At 36.1% G+C, this 17,851-nt stretch carries 17 protein-coding genes and 1 pseudogene; 2 read left to right on the top strand and 16 right to left on the bottom strand.

Annotation, left to right across the window (positions count from 1 at the left end; all coding sequences use genetic code 11):
- Window positions 1-25 precede the first annotated feature (25 nt).
- The 4 genes from BTHG_RS02150 to BTHG_RS02135 form a co-directional block, all read right to left on the bottom strand.
- Window positions 26-631, bottom strand: a complete 606-nt coding sequence (locus tag BTHG_RS02150; protein WP_010281738.1) for an HAD-IA family hydrolase — start codon at window positions 629-631, stop codon at window positions 26-28.
- Between the two features lie 42 nt (window positions 632-673).
- Window positions 674-1,144, bottom strand: coding sequence for an NUDIX hydrolase (locus tag BTHG_RS02145; RefSeq protein WP_010281736.1), 471 nt, complete (start codon window positions 1,142-1,144; stop codon window positions 674-676).
- Window positions 1,145-1,206: 62 nt separating this feature from the next.
- Complete coding sequence (locus tag BTHG_RS02140; protein WP_010281539.1) at window positions 1,207-1,596, bottom strand: VOC family protein; 390 nt, start codon at window positions 1,594-1,596, stop codon at window positions 1,207-1,209.
- Window positions 1,597-1,648: 52 nt separating this feature from the next.
- The gene (locus BTHG_RS02135; RefSeq protein ID WP_010281537.1) at window positions 1,649-2,404 is read right to left on the bottom strand and encodes a class I SAM-dependent methyltransferase; all 756 of its coding nucleotides are present in this window, start codon (window positions 2,402-2,404) and stop codon (window positions 1,649-1,651) included.
- A 208-nt stretch (window positions 2,405-2,612) separates the two neighbouring features.
- On the opposite strand from BTHG_RS02135, the gene BTHG_RS02130 reads away from it, so the two are divergent.
- Window positions 2,613-3,053 (top strand): GNAT family N-acetyltransferase, encoded by a 441-nt coding sequence (locus BTHG_RS02130; protein ID WP_010281534.1) that lies wholly within the window; start codon window positions 2,613-2,615, stop codon window positions 3,051-3,053.
- Between the two features lie 99 nt (window positions 3,054-3,152).
- Here BTHG_RS02130 and BTHG_RS02125 read toward each other — a convergent pair whose 3' ends face one another.
- From BTHG_RS02125 to BTHG_RS24075, 7 genes and pseudogenes are all read right to left on the bottom strand, one after another.
- A complete protein-coding gene (locus tag BTHG_RS02125; protein ID WP_010281532.1) occupies window positions 3,153-3,662 on the bottom strand; it encodes a hypothetical protein in 510 nt (169 codons plus the stop codon).
- A 145-nt stretch (window positions 3,663-3,807) separates the two neighbouring features.
- Complete coding sequence (locus BTHG_RS02120) at window positions 3,808-6,174, bottom strand: polyprenyl synthetase family protein (protein WP_010281527.1); 2,367 nt, start codon at window positions 6,172-6,174, stop codon at window positions 3,808-3,810.
- A 106-nt stretch (window positions 6,175-6,280) separates the two neighbouring features.
- Window positions 6,281-6,760 (bottom strand): DinB family protein, encoded by a 480-nt coding sequence (locus BTHG_RS02115; RefSeq protein WP_010281526.1) that lies wholly within the window; start codon window positions 6,758-6,760, stop codon window positions 6,281-6,283.
- Between the two features lie 18 nt (window positions 6,761-6,778).
- Window positions 6,779-7,483 carry a class I SAM-dependent methyltransferase gene (locus tag BTHG_RS02110; protein ID WP_010281525.1) on the bottom strand — a complete coding sequence of 235 codons (705 nt, stop codon included), beginning with the start codon at window positions 7,481-7,483 and terminating at the stop codon, window positions 6,779-6,781.
- Window positions 7,484-7,504: 21 nt separating this feature from the next.
- Complete coding sequence (locus tag BTHG_RS02105) at window positions 7,505-8,386, bottom strand: aminoglycoside 6-adenylyltransferase (protein ID WP_010281524.1); 882 nt, start codon at window positions 8,384-8,386, stop codon at window positions 7,505-7,507.
- 215 nt (window positions 8,387-8,601) lie between these two features.
- Window positions 8,602-10,766 (bottom strand): annotated as a pseudogene (locus BTHG_RS24080) (DNA topoisomerase III).
- A gap of 84 nt (window positions 10,767-10,850) precedes the next feature.
- Window positions 10,851-11,912 (bottom strand): histidine kinase N-terminal domain-containing protein, encoded by a 1,062-nt coding sequence (locus BTHG_RS24075; RefSeq protein ID WP_052307727.1) that lies wholly within the window; start codon window positions 11,910-11,912, stop codon window positions 10,851-10,853.
- A 232-nt stretch (window positions 11,913-12,144) separates the two neighbouring features.
- On the opposite strand from BTHG_RS24075, the gene BTHG_RS02090 reads away from it, so the two are divergent.
- Window positions 12,145-12,591 carry a cupredoxin domain-containing protein gene (locus BTHG_RS02090; protein ID WP_010281517.1) on the top strand — a complete coding sequence of 149 codons (447 nt, stop codon included), beginning with the start codon at window positions 12,145-12,147 and terminating at the stop codon, window positions 12,589-12,591.
- A gap of 160 nt (window positions 12,592-12,751) precedes the next feature.
- Here the strand turns inward: BTHG_RS02090 and BTHG_RS02085 are convergent, their stop codons facing one another.
- From BTHG_RS02085 to BTHG_RS02065, 5 genes are all read right to left on the bottom strand, one after another.
- Window positions 12,752-13,150: a hypothetical protein gene (locus BTHG_RS02085; RefSeq protein ID WP_010281516.1), complete on the bottom strand. Its 399-nt coding sequence runs from the start codon at window positions 13,148-13,150 to the stop codon at window positions 12,752-12,754.
- A gap of 117 nt (window positions 13,151-13,267) precedes the next feature.
- Window positions 13,268-15,184 (bottom strand): vWA domain-containing protein, encoded by a 1,917-nt coding sequence (locus BTHG_RS02080; RefSeq protein WP_010281512.1) that lies wholly within the window; start codon window positions 15,182-15,184, stop codon window positions 13,268-13,270.
- 10 nt (window positions 15,185-15,194) lie between these two features.
- Window positions 15,195-16,079 carry an ATP-binding protein gene (locus tag BTHG_RS02075; protein WP_010281509.1) on the bottom strand — a complete coding sequence of 295 codons (885 nt, stop codon included), beginning with the start codon at window positions 16,077-16,079 and terminating at the stop codon, window positions 15,195-15,197.
- Between the two features lie 285 nt (window positions 16,080-16,364).
- On the bottom strand, window positions 16,365-16,451 hold the full coding sequence (locus BTHG_RS27880) for a putative holin-like toxin (protein WP_223254366.1): 87 nt from the start codon (window positions 16,449-16,451) through the stop codon (window positions 16,365-16,367).
- Between the two features lie 114 nt (window positions 16,452-16,565).
- Window positions 16,566-17,804 (bottom strand): DHH family phosphoesterase, encoded by a 1,239-nt coding sequence (locus BTHG_RS02065; protein WP_010281501.1) that lies wholly within the window; start codon window positions 17,802-17,804, stop codon window positions 16,566-16,568.
- Window positions 17,805-17,851: the final 47 nt, after the last annotated feature.

Raw genomic sequence — 17,851 nt, 5'->3', positions numbered from 1 at the left:
GTCAACAGTCTGAAATGCCCAGAGCTTATCTGGGCATTCTTTTAAAAGAACTCACTAATAGATTTTCAGTTTCTCTAATCCATTCACCATTTTTATCTGCAAGTATTGTACTCCAACCTAGAATTTTTGCAGCATTTAGATTTTTTTCTTGATCATCTATAAATAAAATACGGGCCCCTTGAGATATTTGATTAGCAACTCTCACAAAGATCTCATTATTCGGTTTAGAAAAACCTACTTCACTTGAGATTGTTATACTATTTATATGGTTTTGAATGGGTTCAATTATATGATTTAACCATTCTCTCCGATGATTACTTACTAAATGAATAGTAGCATATATACTCCACCTTGGAATATGATCCAATGCGGGCAAAGGTTTAATCATTGATAATAAACTATTTCTTGCATACTCTATATCGATTGTTGGAAACCTTTTTGTAAGAAGATACCAATATCTTCCCTCCCCAATTTTTCCTGTCCACAAATCATGCCGAAATTCCTTTTTAAATTCTAGAAGTTTATCATGGGGAACATTAAATTGTGTAGAAAGATTTTTCCAAAATATCGGTGAGTAGTTGGTCGCAATAACTCCCGCAATATCTAATACTAAATTAACCTTTTCTTGCATCTGTATCTTCACCTTTTCTAACACTTCAATAAAAGCTTCGAATTAAAAAGAACTCTCTAATGCCCACAAACAATCTCCCAATTCATCTATGAGAGCCTTTGCACGCTTCTCAACCTTGGTCGGAAGATTGTCCTTGTTAAAAAATGTTAAGTTTATACTTTCACCATCGTTCATTTCTAGTACACCACTGACATCTTTAGCATGAAATAAGTTAATCACACTATAGGTCTCATCCCCACTTGGATAACGAAAATAATAACGAGGGCCTGAAAAAACACCGATAAATTGAAAAAGCATACTTGTTAATCCAGTCTCTTCTTTAAGTTCACGAGCTGCAACTTCCTCTATTGTTTCTCCAAGTTCCATAGTCCCTCCTGGTAATCCCCAATCCAGTGTATCAGAACGGTGTTGAAAGAGTATTTCGTTTTTATCATTAACAACAAGAATTGTTGCACCAACCGTTATAATAGGCCGGGTACCGATAAATTTTCTTAGTTCAGAAATATAACTCATCAATATCACCTCTTTTCCTTTTACAATAGGATAGTATGAATGCACTATATTTCAATCCACTTCTAGCAAGTACAAGCCATGATTATATTTCCATCGGGGTCTTTAAAATTAAACCAAGCAAAATTCTCCCCTACTCTCTCAATTTCCCTGACGATTTCGATATCATTCGATTTAATAAAATCGTAGGCAACATCAATATCTTCGACTAGAAAGTTAAAAATTGGGTTGGGTGAAGGACTGTGGATGAAAGTTGGATCAAAAGCGTGATCATCTAGTGTTAAACTCGTCGTTCCTGTAATTGGAATGTTATAAACAGGACTATGTACATGAATAAAATCAGGTTGAAATCCTAAAATGTTTCCATACCATTCAACTGACTTTTTTAAATCTGTCACGTGAATAAAGACTCCTCCCATAGTATTTTTAATTGGCGATTGATTCAGCCTATTCATTACTACACATCCTTTTTATAAATAATATTTTTAGTAACAATCCTACCTTTGATTAATGCTTACACGCTTTGATTATCATTGTTGTTGGAAACCTTCGCGCCTTATGTAAGGAATAATAACGGTCTGAAACACTATCTTCAATTGAATCAAAAGACGCTGACACATCACTTTCGATTACTTGATCAATTGAAAATCCTATTTTTATTAATTCATTGATATATGTACTCATTTTTCTAGTGGGGATAACCATTTTTGCATCTTCCCCTTTGAAATGATTGTATGTAACAGAACTTTCCTTTTGATAGGAGCCTTCAAGATAAATACGGCCATTCTCACTCTTCAGATGAGGATATAATGGATGATCCCAGCTGAATATGAAATAACCACCAATTTTCAAATAGTCATAGATTAATTGAAATGTCGTCGCTAAATCTGTTGTCCAACCAATGGCATAAATGGAATATACTAAATCAAAATAATTCTTTGGTATTCCAACATCTTTTTCCATGGCAGCACAAAATAACTGAGGATTCAAATTTTTCAGTGTTTCAAACGCAGTTGTAATTTGGTTTTCTGATAGGTCCACTCCCCATAATTCACGTGCTCCTTTTTCCGACATGTATCGTAGGGAATGTCCACTTCCGCATCCGATATCAAGAACTTTTTTATTAGTCACATCATCAAACAGATGTAATTCATCCTCTGTTTGTGTAAAAGGACCATAGCTTGGAAGTGCATCCTTCCCATTAAAATGGTGTGCAACTTTGTCCCAGCTTATTTTATTGTTTTTGAGTATTTCATTAACCATCACTCTTACCTCCTGAGTTTACCTTTCCCTATGAAAATCCAGTGAAAAAAATGTAAATTCTCATTTTTTATCCTTCTAAGGTTACATTCTATAAAAATTGGAAATTTCCTTTGTTTCATTTCACATGAAATTTACAAAATCTTGCAGGAGATAGTCGGAAATAGAAGAAATATATACTATCACTTGGTTTAAAGCGGAGGAATAATGGATGCTAGAAGTTATGAAAATTAAACCAGAAATGACGTACGATTTAAGACACCGTATTTTGCGCCCTCACCAGCCAATGGAAGCTAGCATGTATGATACGGATTATCAAGAAGGTGGATTTCATGTTGGAGCATTTATTGATGGTACTCTCATAAGTATTGCATCCTTTTGTCCCATAGTAAATCTCGATTTTTCAAGCGGAAAGCAATATCGTTTAAGAGCGATGGCAACTCATCCTGAATGTAGAAAGTTAGGTGCTGGACGTGGTGTAGTAAAGTATGCAGAAAGTATTCTAACGAAAAACGGTATTGATCTACTTTGGTGCATGGGTAGAACGAATGTTCAAGAGTATTATGAGCGGTTGGGATTTAAGCCTCATGGGGAAGTCTTTGATTATCCACCAATTGGGCCTCATATTGTAATGGTAAAAAAATTACTCTAAGTAACTATGTCAATATGTAATGGAAGATAATCTGTTGAAACAGACAAAAAAGAAGCATGAGAACCCGGAACTCATGCTTCTTTTTTCATTACGTCCGAATTAAAAACATGTAAATGATTGGATTTGTCTTAGGCTTATGCCAAAGTACACCCATGAAAATCCATTCCATCTATACCCTGAAACAGATCTTCTTCCAACAAATGTTGGATAGAACCAGAATTGTCCTGAACCTCGTAACCATACATAGGTATATCTGAATAAACATCTTCTTATACTACCCGGATCGACTGCAAAGGCTTGTGCTTGTTGACTTTGTGTAGGAACAAATGAAGGTGGTGGTGCTGTTGGTGGCCCTCCCCCTTGACCTTGGCTTGGTGGGCCAAAAGGTGGTCCTCCTCCAGGACCTTGGCTTGGCGGACCAAAAGGCGGAAATCCTCCAGGACCTTGACTAGGTGGCCCGAATGGTGGCATCATTGAACCTCCACCAGAAGGTGGGAAAAATGAGCCCATTTGTCTTTCATACTCGTAATTGTAATCATAGTCATAATCATAATCTGTGTAGTATGGTGGTGATGACGCCATTAGACCGGTTGGGTCATAATAATACATCTTTAATCACTCCTTATTCATAGCCTACTAGCATCCTATTCGATAGGCTTATGCCTTTCAACTTGTACTTTGAAAATGTGCTTTTACCCAGAAACAATGGAGCATTAAAAATACCCACCCCATAATTGGAAGGTAGGCATTCATTTTAGTGGTCTCTTTGCACAAAATAATTCAATACTTGTTTTAAGAAAGGTGTTTTTAGGGGTATCTCTTTCAATGTCTCCATCGCCAGGCAGTAATGTTCCCACATCTCTTTTTTCGCATCCTCTACCCCTAAGATGGTGACAAATGTAGAATGATTATTTTCGGCATCTTTACCAACTGATTTTCCTAGTGAATCAATTGTACCTTCAACATCTAATAAATCATCCTTTATTTGAAAAGCAATACCTGCATGATACGCAAACTTTTTTAAAGCTTCGGTTTTATTTTCATCTACATTTGCGAGGATTGAAGGCATGATAAGAGCAGCTTCTATCCCTTTTCCCGTTTTTAAATGACACATAAGATTTAATTCTTCTAGTGAAAGGTGTTTTCCTTTGGAGTCCAAATCCATTACTTGCCCCTTACACATATCCATCGTACTCTCAGTCGAGTATTGGATTAGCCTTAAAACTGTATTCGGATCAAACGAAGTCAGAGATGCTTGCTCAAATGTAGCAGTTTGTGTCAGAAAGAGCCCCGTTAACTCAGCAATAGCGGTATTATAAAACTGGTGAACAGTTGGTCGCCCTCTCCGAAAGGCTGCATTATCCTGGGATGGAAGATCATCATAAATTAACGAAGCTGTATGCATGTATTCTATTGACTTCAATAGAGGTGCAATTTCCTTTTCTTGCAATCCATATTCCTTAACACCCATCATCCAAGTCACTATGGGTCTTACTCTTTTCCCATCTCCATTGAGACTGTATTTTGCTGCATCCGTAATAGGTGAAGTGTTATTTGCATTTTTAGAAATGTGCAGAAGGCCGTTTATTTTTATTCGAACTTCTTCAATTAACTCAGAAAATTCCTCCTGTTCATTCTGTTCAATTTTCAAACTAGTCACCATATGATCACGTAAAAGTTTATCAAAGAAATCAACATCATCAGCTTTTCGAACTATTTTTTGAATCATTCGATTAAAGTTTGGATTATCCGTTGAAAATGTCTCCATTACCTCATTGTACACTCGTTCCCCGGACCGCTTTTTAAAACGCTTCAACCCATTAATCGCACGATCCAAAATAATTTCACTGACTTTCGAATTTGATTCGTACACATTATGGATTAAATATGAAATCACAACCCAATACAACTCAAACGGATTAACTAAATCGGGGCGCTTTTTGTGATATTTTAAATAATACGTATAGGGCGTCACCGCACCGTCCTCCAAATCAGAAAACATATCTGCGAAGTCATCTGCAAGTTGGTTGTAAATACCATAGTAAAAGATGCGATTGTCAAGCTCTTCATCTTTAGGGGCATTGATTAAAGAACGAACAATCATTCGCGAAGAGGAGGATTTGATAATAATTGGGACAAATAACTCTTCATTCGTGTATGTTTTAATTGAGAGATCTTTTTCACGGTCGACTTCTTGAGATTTGAAAAATACATAGGTTTGTTCGAAAAAGGAATGTAAGGTTTCGTGAGGCTGTTGAGTTTTAATATACTGGAAGGCTTCTGAAAGTTCAGTATGAATAAATTCTAACATTTCCTTGTTATTCCATTTCCATTCCCCTAAATCCGGTACAGTTTTAGTAAGAAGTGTTGTTCGTATCATGTCGGAAAATTGCCTTTTCTCGTGGTCAGACAAAACCTTTGAATCCAATAGATCGTCAATAAAGGGATACGTGAGGCCATAAGCAAACCCCAAACGTATGGCTTTATCTAGTTTTTTGAAACGCTCTTCTGGTGAAATGTTTTCTCCTATTTCTTCCATGTCATTTATGATAACACCTGCAATAATTTTGATTAATTTCCGCCTTGCATGAGTAGCATCCATTCCATCAGGTATATTGATAGATACAGCCTTTAGTTTGTCCATCAACCAAATAATTGTGGATTCAACCCCCTCCTTTTGGCCCCACCGATATAAACCTGCCATACTAAAAATATCTGATTCTTCTTTTTTATCTTTAGAAGTCCTTTGTAGTAAGTGTTTTTTCAATCTGGTAACAACATTATTAATTCTAGCTTGCCTATCCAGCGAAGTAAGGTCTTTTCCCATATCTCTCATATAAATATAGGAAATGCTTCGATTTAAATATGGTTCAAGTTTTCCTTTGGCATTCAACCATCTAATATAACTATCATAATCTTGAGTTTCTGATTTTGCTTTGGTGCGAAAGGGAATAACCGTACGAAAGATATGTTCTTGTTTCCAAGAGTTTATATCTTTTGAAAGTGTTGAGACATATTGCTTTTCCTTAATGTCTGTAAAAAGCTCTTGAAAATAACGTGATGCTTTTTCCTCCGCAAGATGATAACTGTTTTCGATATTCGTTTTTGACTTACCATTCATAGTGTAGATACCTCAACTTTTGTTCAAAGCCTTTTTTTATGCTACTAAATTGTATAACAAATTGTGTTACACACATCATGTTTTTTAACCAATTATGTGAATACCTTCAAGAGTTCCTTATAATGTTAAAAACTCTAAGCTTCCTTCCTATAAAGTTAGCAGAAACAGGATTTATTTGTAATTCTCTAGCCCATATTGAAAGTTGACCTATATGGTGTATTTCATGGGCGATGATGTGATGAAGGATTTCATCAATTGTATATGGTTCTTTATCCCACGGTACGATTACAGTTTCTTCTTTGATTATTTGAGATTTTAAAAATCCTGATATTTCTTTTCGACAAGTATCAGATAGGGACTTAATACTATCAAGAGTGTTATAATCTTTATACTGAAAGATGATATCCTCTTTGCCTTGAATCCCCCTTACCCAACTATACTCCACATCAATTATGTGAAAAAGTGTATATAAAATACTTCTGACTCCACCAGTGCGTTCCTTTACCAATTCTTCATTCGAGAGTTGTTTACACCACTCAAACCATTCATCCCTTACCTGCCAGTTGTACTCAAAAAACTGTTTCACACTAAATCCCCCTAATGATTATTCTTTTTGAAACAACCCAGTTAAAAAGTCAGGGACACCGAAAACATGATTAGGTTGATTAAATACCTTCATTTTTCTAATTTCTATTTCTCTAAACTCTCGAAAGACTGTTCTTAATTTTTCATCAGTATAACCTAATCCACCTTTTAGGCTGCGTAATCGATACACTTCCCAATCAGAAATATCTGATCCGCCAAATAATCCGCCTTCATAAAAGCAAGTAATCGCAAAATAACCATTAGGTTTTAAAGCTTTTTTTACTACATTTATGTAACTCATCCTACGATGTGGAGCAATATGGTGAAAGCAACCTGAATCGTAAACAAAATCGTATGTTCCTTCTTCTATTTCCAAATCAAAAATATTCTTATGTATAAAATTGATATGTATATTATTTTCAATAGCACGTTCTTCTGCCCACTTAAGGGATTCTTTGGATAAATCAACAGCATCGACCGTCCATCCTTTTTGTGCAAGATAAATGGCATTTCGGCCAGGTCCACAGCCTAATTCAAGTACTTTTCCCACATTCAAAAAGTTTCTATCAAAATATGAAACTAGGTTTTCGTCGGGTACGTTTACAAAGAATGGTATCCCTTTTTCTCTATCGGAATAAAAGGAATCCCAAAAATGAGTCGGCTCTCGCAGTAAAGAATCTAACATGTTTAATAGGTCTTCGTAATGATAAATAGTTTCCTTCAAACGTTATCACTCTTTCCTTTATTAATAAATTCCTTCAGCATCAAATGGAAGGTTTTTCACATGTTCTAAATAATTCGTCATGTTTTGATCATCCATAAGTAGGTATGTAAACGATAAGTCATCTGCTACTTCTTTAGCTAATGTTCTGAATAACTCACAAGTGACAAATATAGAATGCCAAAAGTTAGCATATTCATGGTTGGAATATGTTTTTTCATACTGTTTCCAATAAGGTTCTGGAAGATATTTTTTATAATATTTCCCCATTTTTCCTGCAGAGACTTGAAAATCCGTGTTACAACCAATATACCATTCAACCATCTCATCTAGGCGCTGCCTGATAATCCCTTCAAACATTTGTTTTGCATACGGTAATTCATCGCGCCAAATTCCTTTAGCAACGTTTTGCAAACACCACCAAAAATCATTGCAACAATTAAAAAACATGGCTTCCGATGGCTGTTTAACATGATAGTCAACATCTGTAGGAAGTGGAATTGATGGTAATATATTGTCTTTATCCAATAAAGGTAATGTTAATTTATCAACACCATATTCTTCGAGCATTTTTTCTTGAGTTTCGATATGTAGGTCAATTCGATTTCCATCTTGAAATAACATTAAATACCCATAGGAACGAGTTACATTTGCTTGAACTCCACTCAATTGATCATTTTTATCCGGTTCCTGTAGCAAGAGTAATTCACCAAAACGCTCAATCCAGCCCTCATCTTTTATAAAAGACTCTGTTTCCGTTACCACATAGACAATATCATAATCTTGGAAAATATCTTTTGGAACAGTAGGATTTGTTCTTGAACCATTCATGTACACGGCTCGAATTCGTTCATCATCACTAGCAATTTTCAATATTAACTCCATCATTTCTTTTTCGCTTCTCATAGTAACTCCTTGCACATAAACTTTGTATACTATTAAATTCGATTTTCAGCACAAAATACCCTTCCTTTTCTAAATAAAAATGGTCAATTCCATGTAGGAGATTGACCATTTTTTTGTGCTGGTAGACCACTATCTACAACAAAGTTTCCGTTGTTACTCACTATTGCGGGACTAAGTTTGGCCCGGTGGAACCAGGAGAACCGTCCCCTTGGTTCCTAAAGCTTTAGTTTTGCGAGTGCATCGGCTAGTGCTGTGTTGATTGGTTCTTCTTTTTGTTGTTTTTTCATGTAGTTGGATACTTCTTTTTTAGAGAGTTTTCCATTCTGGTTCTTTTTGCGTCTTTCGTTGAAGGCAGAAAGTTTTTCGCGGTGTCCGCATTTACATACGAATAGTTGTCCTTCCCCTTCTCCACGAAGTTCCATTTTCTTATGGCAGTTCGGGCATCTGGCATTTGTCAGTTTTGCAATGTTCTTTCGATGGCCACACTCACGGTCCTGACACACTAACATTTTTCCCTTTTTCCCATTGACTTCAAGCATCAATTTTCCACAGTCTGGACATTTTGTGCCAGTGATGTTATCATGCTTGAATTTTGAATCGCTCATTTTAATGTCAGAGACAACTTCCTTCGTATATTGCTTAATATCTGAGATGAACGCATTCTTTTTCAAACGGCCTTTGGCGATTTGTTCAAGCTTTTGTTCCCATTCAGCTGATAACACTGGAGATTTTAAATCCTCTGGTACAAGTTCTAATAGTTGTTTCCCTTTATTTGTAATATGGATATCCTGCCCTCTTTTTTCGATTAAGAAGGTATTGAATAGTTTATCAATGATATCTGCACGGGTTGCAACTGTACCAAGTCCACCTGTTTTACCGATTGTATCGATTAAATCTTTGCTTTCTCCTGCCATGTATTTTGCTGGATTTTCCATTGCTGAAAGTAAAGTACCTTCATTGAACGGCTTTGGCGGTTGTGTTTCTTTTTCGATTTCCTTTACTGAAAGGACGTTAAGGTTCATACCTGGTTGGATTAGTGCTGGAATTTGACCTTCATCATCATTTTCATCGACTGCTGTGATAACCTCTTTCCAACCTAATGAATTAACGGTAATTCCTTTGGCAACAAATAGCTCATTACCAATACGTGCATGCACCGTTTTTTGTTCGTACGTATATGGTGGAAGAAAAACAGCTAAGAATCGTTTTACAATCAAATCATAAATTTTTTCTTCCTTTGCGGATAAGGCTTGAAGATTCGGACGTTCCTCAGTCGGAATAATTGCATGGTGGTCGGTCACTTTGCTGTTATCGATAAATGATTTGTTTGTTTTGATTCCATTTTTCAAGATTTTTGAACCAAGCTTTGCATATGGCTGCACCATACATCCTTCAATTCTATCCTTTAGTGTGTCAATGATATCTGTAGAAAGATATTTTGAATCAGTCCTAGGATAGGTGACAAGTTTATGATGTTCATACAATTTTTGGAGCACATTTAAAGTCTCCTTAGCTGAAAAGCCAAACCGTTTATTCGCATCACGCTGAAGCTCTGTTAAATCATAAAGATGTGGTGCATAGCTTTTCTTTTGTGATATTTGAACGTCGATGATTTTCGCTTTCTGTCCCTGGAGAGAACGAACGATGGATGATGAAATATCCTTTTTAAAAATGCGTTGTTCTTTTGTTTTTTCATGTTGCCATTTTAAATTTAAACCATCGGTTATTGCTTTGATTTCATAATAGGGTGTTGGTTTAAAATTCTTAATTTCTTCTTCACGTTTTGCAATCATTGCCAAGGTTGGTGTTTGCACACGTCCACAGGAAAGCTGCGCGTTAAACTTGGTTGTCAATGCTCGTGTTGCATTGATTCCAACTAACCAATCAGCTTCCGCACGGGCAACTGCTGAAGAATAAAGATTCTCATATTCCTTCCCGTTTTTCAAATTAGCAAATCCTTGTTTAATCGCCTTATCTGTAACCGATGAAATCCATAAGCGTTTGATTGGTTTGCGAGTATGTTTTTTTCAATAATCCATCTAGCAACAAGCTCGCCTTCTCGTCCAGCATCAGTTGCGATGATAATTTCATTGACATCTTTACGGTGCATTTGTGTTTTAACCGCACTGTATTGTTTACCAGTTTGCTTAATGACCACAAGGCTTAGTGGATTCGGAATAATCGGTAAATCCTCTAGCTTCCACGTTTTATAGTGGTCTCCATATTTTTCAGGATCTGCTAGTGTGACTAAATGGCCTAATGCCCATGTCACAATATATTTATCCCCTTCGAAAAATCCGTTGCCCTTTTTATGACAGTTTAGAACACGGGCAATGTCTCTTCCAACAGAAGGTTTTTCTGCAAGAACAAGTGATTTCATTTTAATTCCTCCAATTCACCCTTCCTATTATACACGATTTAGATTTCAAGACATAAAGAAAACCCGGTCCTTTGCCGAGTTTTACTACTCACTATACGGTAGAATGATTTTAAATTCTGTTACATTTGAATCCGATGAACAGGAAATTGTTCCACCATGTTTTTCGATAATTTTTTTACATACAAAAAGTCCAATCCCTGTTCCGAATTCTTTTGTAGTATAAAATGGTTCGAAAATCGTATCCAAGGATTCCTTAGGAATAGCTGGGCCATTATTAGAAACGGACACAATTATCTGTTCGTCAATATGTTGGCCCTTTATTAAAATGGTTCGGTCTGTTTCTCTCAGTTTTAATGCGTCAATGGAGTTCATCAATATGTTTAACAACACTTGTCTAATTTCATCTTCATTAACAACCATATGTATGTTTGATTCAATATCGATATGAACTTTCACATCTCCATCTAGAATACTCGCATAAATGAACTCCGTGATTTCTGTAAATAAATCTAATAACGAAATTTCATTTTCATTTTTTTCCACTAACTCTTTTTTAGAAACGTGTAGGAACTGCGATATTTTGTAGTTTAACTGATTTAATTCATGACTGATGATATCTAGATATTTGATGTCAGGGTTATCATTACCAATTAATTTAACAAAACCAATCACAGCCGTCAGTGGATTTCGGAACTCGTGAACAAATGTTGATGCCATTTGGCCCAAGATGGTAAGTCGCTCTTGGTGGCTTTGATCGATATATTGAATCTTTTCCTGGAGCTGCTTTTCTTTCATTTCCGTATATCTCGATACGGCATAATACGAAAACAAATCAAATATCCGGTTAACTTCTTCAAAAACAGACTCTAGTTGATCATGATCAATGTTTGACCTATATATGTATTTTAATATTTCAGTTCTACCTAGATTAACATTATAGACGAATTCCCCAATATTAATATTCGCCTCAACCCGTTCTTCTGCCAGTTTGTGAGCGAATATTTCGAGTTTTTCTTCATCAATTGGATTGATCAATGAGTTTTTGATTAGTTCAAACATGGTTAATCCGTTCAAGACTAATTTGTCCTTATGAACATCATATTCAGACATCACGGTCTTTTCTTTCCACGATTTTAAAAAAACGATAAATTGCTTTCAAGATAATAAACGAGTTCCCCAACCACTGGATTCATACCGTCAAGTCCTTTCTTTCTCTACACTATTCATTCTTTTACATGAGTTCATTATTATATTACGTATAATATTCTACATATTTCGCATAATTCCTGTTTGAATTTTAAAAAAACTTAAATAATAGACAAGTTTTCTAGTGGGTCAAGCATACATTATAGGGAGAGAAACTATAGGAGGGTTGAAAATGAAATTTGTTGTGGTTAAAAGAAGTTGGATTGTTACTGCTTTTATTGCTGCTGTGGTATTGGTTGGTGGTTGGCTATGGCTGCAACCTGAAATCATTCCTACGATTGCTCCACAAGCAGCCAAAAAGGATGTCGTGATACATATTACAACAGGAGAACTAAAATCGACGACAGACGATGGCAAAGAGATCGAGTCCTACTTCTGGAATCCAGGAACTGTATATGTTCCTCAAGGTAAGGAAGTAACCTTTAATATTTACGGTGTAAATGGCAAGGAACATTCCTTCTATATTGAAGGTACAGACATTAAAGGCACTGTTAAAAAAGGAGAAGAAATTTCACTTAAAGCGAATTTTAAAGAGGAAGGTATGTATCGCATCATTTGCTTGAATCACTCTGATAAAAATAATAATGGCCCGATGATTGGGTATATTGTAGTAGACTAATAGAAAATGCAAGGCGCCGGCATATATCGGCGACAAGCAATCCAAAAGCGCTGATAAAAGGCGCTTTTTGCCTTTAGAAGCTCTTGGCTTTTGACCTCGAGCCAATGGTCCCTGGAACTAGACATTTAAAAAACAGGAGAAGGCGAGCCTCTCCTGTTTTTTAAATTTTCCGGACGGTAATTGCATTTGTTGTCTTTTTGACAATACAATCCTCAATGTCAGCTTGTCCGATTAGGCCAAGCGTAACCGCTGCTTCGACTTTTTCTTGATTGGGTTTCTTAGTAATTTGAATGCAATCGACGAGATTCAATTCCTCTAATCTTTTTACCATTTTCTCGTCATGATAGCTTTCTGAAGAACGAATCTGTCGTTGAATTTTGTAATTTCCAACAATTGACTCCCCTTTTTCATGCTTTCCAACCGTCTCATCAAAGTAAACATTCAGAACCTTCTTCATTTCCTTTAATTCCTTCTCAATTTCTTTCGCCTGTTCACTTAATGTGAAGTACGTTGAAATAAGCTCCTCTGGTAGTTGTGTAAATCGCTTCGAATCCTGCACATTCCTCACCCCTATTTTCTTAATACTTCATCATATGATAGCGGTTGAGATAACATTCTTTTACAAAAAAAATCCAGCTAGAATAGCTGGATTTAAAAAATAAACGCTACGTACTGTTTAAATACTCTTATACAGCAGTTTTTTCAGCAATGGAAACAAAACATCTGGTAATTGGTCAATATTTGGTACCAAAATACTGTACTTTCCGTAAATGTTTTGGATTGTTGTTTGCTGCCCTTCATCAATTTCTCCGTTTGATAAGAACACATTAATGACTTCAATCCCATGTTTTCTTGCTTTTAATACGGCTTCGTGTGTATCGATGATGCCATTTTGTTCATAATCAAATGCAGCTGGTTCACCGTCAGAGAATACGAGTAGAAACTTCTGCTTTTCTGTACGTTGTAAAAGCTTTTTCGTTTGTAGGCGAATGGAAAAACCGTCACGGTTGTCTTCCTCTGGCTCAAGCTGCATAATTTCCGCACCGTAACTGCGCTTTAAGCTAGAATCAAAATCGATGACCGTTTGCATATAGTTCGGTTGCTTTGTATTATCTGCATCATTTGTATCCTCCCAGAAACCTGTAACATCGTGAGGAACCTGTACAGATTTTAAGGCTTCGTGAAATAGCGCAATACCAAGTTTTGTCTGATCCATTTTATCAAACATCGAAGCAGAGCAGTCGACTAACAATGAGAACACAGCATCAATTTGATGGGAGGGTTGTTCTTTTTTATAAAATAACCGTGGATTGTCGTCAGTAAAAATTCGAATCAACTTCTTATTCAATCGTCCAAAATGCAAGTCTCCTCTTGGAAGATTCTTTTTATGTTCTAATGTTTTTATGATCATTTGCTTTAACTTTTTCTGATATGGAGCAATAATTGATTTGTTTTTTTCGTATTGAATGACTTCATTATCTGTTGGCTTTCGTGCATTCTTAAAGACTGGGTAAGCAAAACGATTTTCCTTTCCAAATTCTGATTCTGAGGAACCCTCTTTTTCAGATTGGACCATTTCCATGGCTTCAAGCTTCGAGTAATCATTGTTTTTACTTTTTTTAGACGAGCCTTGGGCAATCCCTAACGCTTGGTCACCCTCTTCGCCTTCTCTTGCCCCTTCACCCATCAGATTCGTTCTTGAACCTTGTTCTAAATCAAATTGTAAAAAGCTTTTAGTTGGTGTGCTTGTTTCTCGATGCCAGGTTTCGAACTTCTCTTCATGGACATCTTCATCGCCTTTTTTTACATCATCAAGCACATCATTGTTTTTTAATTTATCTTTCCGTTTCAAGTCATCGATGGTTAAGCCATCCTCCAAAGTTTCATAATCGAGCTCTGGTAAATGAAAATAAGTGTTCAACATATCTTCATGAAGTATATCTCCTAACACATCAATGACTTCCATACAAATTTTGACGATATCTTTTGTATCTTTCGCGTCGAAGACTTTCGGAATTTGGCTTCGGAGAAACGGAATAACAAGATCAATTTTTTCTTGAATGAAAGGAATTTCTTCAAGTGGTGACTCGGCTGTTAAAAGAATTAAAATCGCATTAAATAAGGCATCAGTCGGAACGCTTTTAACCATGTTGACATGGAGTTGGTCCTCATAATACTTGCGATACATTCTCCGTCTTTTTGCAAATGATTTCCGTGTTCCTGGGCGATCTTTTATGCAAAGCTCTTCCAAACGAAAATCCTCAAACAACATAAACATTTGCTTAGAGAAGCTAGGGAGCTCCGATTTTCTACAGAATTTTAAATAACGATCAATTTCTTTAAAACTAGTGTACCTCATGCTACCAATTGTCCGTAAAAAAACATCGCTTAATAATCCGTATCGTTTATCGCTATTTGGACGGTTGTCCCAGAAATGACTGATGATGATTTTTTCTTGAATCGGGTCAAAATATGATTTATAGCCTAACTCAATTTCTAGTTCTGGATTTTTTGAGATTGTCTTAGCGAGGTCTGACAATTCCATGAATAGAAAAGAGTCGACCTTTTTATCATTAAATTGAATAAATCTCATTGTAACAACCTCACTCGAACAGAGTTTCTGCTATATTTTTAACCGCTGCTTTCTCTCGATCATCTTCTAGTTTTTCGATAATGCCACGTTCAATAGCACGTAATGGTGGCATATACATGGCTAAATCACATGTGTCAATCAAAGCTCGGATCGATGCCGCTTCTTCTGAAAGCATACCACCACGAACTTGAGTAATTAAGTCAGATGATAATGAAACAAATTTGTTAATTAAATTTTCGTCCTGTAATGCTGTTTGTGTTTGAAGCACCTCTTTTAGTGTTTCTCCTTGAATATAAGGAACCTCGATAACGACAAAACGGTTCTTCAAAGCCTCATTTAAAGGCACAGTTCCGACATATCCTTCATTAATTGCTGCAATGACACCAAAGCCATTTTCAGCTCGAACCACTTCAGCAGTAAACGGATTTGTTATCATTTTTCGATAATCAAGTACACCATTCAAAATGGGTAATGTTTCTGGTTTTGCCATATTGATTTCATCGATATATAGTAAGTATCCTTTTTTCATCGCATTAATTACAGGGCCAGCAACAAATTCGATTTTCATTTTTCCTTCTTGCTCTTGAATTGTTTTATAGCCAAGCAATGCCTCTGCATCAAGGTCTACTGAACAGTTAATGCTATACATCGGTTGCTGAAATAAATGGGAAATTGTTTCAGCAAGCTTTGTTTTACCAGAACCTGTTGGGCCCTTAAGCAGCACATTTTTTCCTATGCTTAGTGCAATAATAGCATCGCGAATAATATTGATATCTGAAGGAGTGTACCCACCTTTTCCGATTAAAAGTTCATCATTTGCCTTTTTGTTCTTTCTATTTGAAATGTCAGTTTTTAAATTTGTCGGTAGTTGTAAATCTTCTAGCTGTATTGTCATGTAGAATCAAATCCTCTCATACTATATATAAAATATGTGAACATATACTTATATCCCCACGTATTTTATCGAAGTTTAAACAATGAAGCAATGAATTCACCTTGAAATTCAAGTATTTGTGCCATTTTTTTTGAAGTTATGGTATGATAATTGTAAATACTCGTAAAATACAAATAGACCGCAGATGTTGCGAGCATCTACGGCCTAGCAATAGAATTGGTCCCACTAAGAGGATCAGCCTAAGATAAGATAGACCTCACCCGACTTTAGCAGAGAAAGGGAGGTCTATTTTTTATTGTTGTCAAAAGATAAAATCGCAACAACAAGCGACGCAAACGAAAGCATAATTACAAGACTTTCATAAATCGTCATATAGGCATCACCCCCTTTCAACGGGAGCTTAGCCGACCACCCTTATGGACAACCTATTGCCATTTTATTATAGCACATTTTACCATACGAACACACGTTTCATTTTTTAAAACACTAAAATTGGTTCTTTATACTCACTAACGCACCATCAAGGTTCGCTTTAATGGCATCTTCTTTCTTATTTATGTGCTCGCCAATATAGGTAAGAAGTTCATTGTCAAAGGCTAAACCACTTGCAAATTGACGTTTTACAAAACGCTCAACTTCTTCAAATGATGAAAACTTTGCATCAAGTGTTTTTTTGTCGTGGTGGATGACCCATTTATCCTCTTTTTTGAAAACAAATGATTTTTCCCCTTTACGATTCACAAACAGTGTCCCATTTTCATTTTCTTTTACGTTAAGTTGGTTTTCAGGAGCATCATGTCGTATCGCATATAATGGGAATGTATTTTTTACAAAAAGCTCAAATGCCGTATCGCCAAGTGAACAGCCAGATGCTTTTGGATGTCCCCCACCGCCAAATCGCTTCGCAAATTCCGACACATCAACATCATCGTGTATAGTACGAAGTCCGATTTTTTTCGTACCGACATTTAGTAATGCAATTAAGTCCAAATGCGGGTTCAGTTTTCCAAGTGCATTTCCAAGTTCAGAAATGTATTGCTCAGCATGAACGACACCGACGCAATATTCTTCGATAAACGTCTGCACCATTTGTCTATTTTTAGAGTTAATATAGCGCTCGATTTTTCGATCTTCGGTATCTAATAAGAAATTCTCGGCATCTGTTAACTGGAAAGTATCACGATTGTGTTGGAGTCTTTCTAACATTTTCGTTTCAAACTCTTCAATTCCAATAATAAAAAATAAATCATTTAAACGTTTAGCTTCGATTCGATTTTCAGACTCCCATTCCCATGTATCATAGAGACGCACTAGCTCAATAAATTCTTCTAAACCTTCATGTTTTTCGATAAGATTTTTTTCAAGAAGAAATTCATAGTATAGCGAGGTTGCACAGGTTTTTTTGCCGTTGTCATATTCAGCTTGTACAAATCCCCAGTCATATTTGTTAAAATGCATCGCCGTTTTGTGATGGTCTACCATCTGTATGTAATGACCCGCTTTATGGCGTTTTTCCAATGATTTTTCATTTTTGTCATTCACCGCAAGATCGGTTATGTACACCTTAGCCTGATTGTGCTCGCGGTTTTCAATATATTTTTCCACACGCTCATTAAGGTTTCGGTAAGAGCAATAGGAGACATCAACTTCTTCACCAAATGCCAGTTTGGCTACAAGTCCACATCCTACTCCATCTAAATCACTATCTGAAAATAACTTTATCAAAGTGGATTCCCCCTTCACTCTTAGTTTCGATTACATTTGCTATTTTC

The organism is Bacillus timonensis (assembly GCF_000285535.1).
GTDB classification, from domain to species: Bacteria; Bacillota; Bacilli; order Bacillales; family Bacillaceae_L; genus Ferdinandcohnia; species Ferdinandcohnia timonensis.
The sequence above is the reverse complement of the archived record's forward strand: the minus strand, read 5'-3'. Positions and strand labels throughout refer to the sequence as shown.

Coding starts and splice junctions, on each gene's coding strand:
- BTHG_RS02130 (WP_010281534.1), top strand. CDS start 2,613: ATGCTAGAAGTTATGAAAATTAAACCAGAAATGACGTACGATTTAAGA.
- BTHG_RS02105 (WP_010281524.1), bottom strand. CDS start 8,386: ATGAGAAGCGAAAAAGAAATGATGGAGTTAATATTGAAAATTGCTAGT.
- BTHG_RS02140 (WP_010281539.1), bottom strand. CDS start 1,596: ATGAATAGGCTGAATCAATCGCCAATTAAAAATACTATGGGAGGAGTC.
- BTHG_RS02125 (WP_010281532.1), bottom strand. CDS start 3,662: ATGTATTATTATGACCCAACCGGTCTAATGGCGTCATCACCACCATAC.
- BTHG_RS02080 (WP_010281512.1), bottom strand. CDS start 15,184: ATGAGATTTATTCAATTTAATGATAAAAAGGTCGACTCTTTTCTATTC.
- BTHG_RS02090 (WP_010281517.1), top strand. CDS start 12,145: ATGAAATTTGTTGTGGTTAAAAGAAGTTGGATTGTTACTGCTTTTATT.
- BTHG_RS02075 (WP_010281509.1), bottom strand. CDS start 16,079: ATGACAATACAGCTAGAAGATTTACAACTACCGACAAATTTAAAAACT.
- BTHG_RS02145 (WP_010281736.1), bottom strand. CDS start 1,144: ATGAGTTATATTTCTGAACTAAGAAAATTTATCGGTACCCGGCCTATT.
- BTHG_RS27880 (WP_223254366.1), bottom strand. CDS start 16,451: ATGACGATTTATGAAAGTCTTGTAATTATGCTTTCGTTTGCGTCGCTT.
- BTHG_RS02135 (WP_010281537.1), bottom strand. CDS start 2,404: ATGGTTAATGAAATACTCAAAAACAATAAAATAAGCTGGGACAAAGTT.
- BTHG_RS02120 (WP_010281527.1), bottom strand. CDS start 6,174: ATGAATGGTAAGTCAAAAACGAATATCGAAAACAGTTATCATCTTGCG.
- BTHG_RS02150 (WP_010281738.1), bottom strand. CDS start 631: ATGCAAGAAAAGGTTAATTTAGTATTAGATATTGCGGGAGTTATTGCG.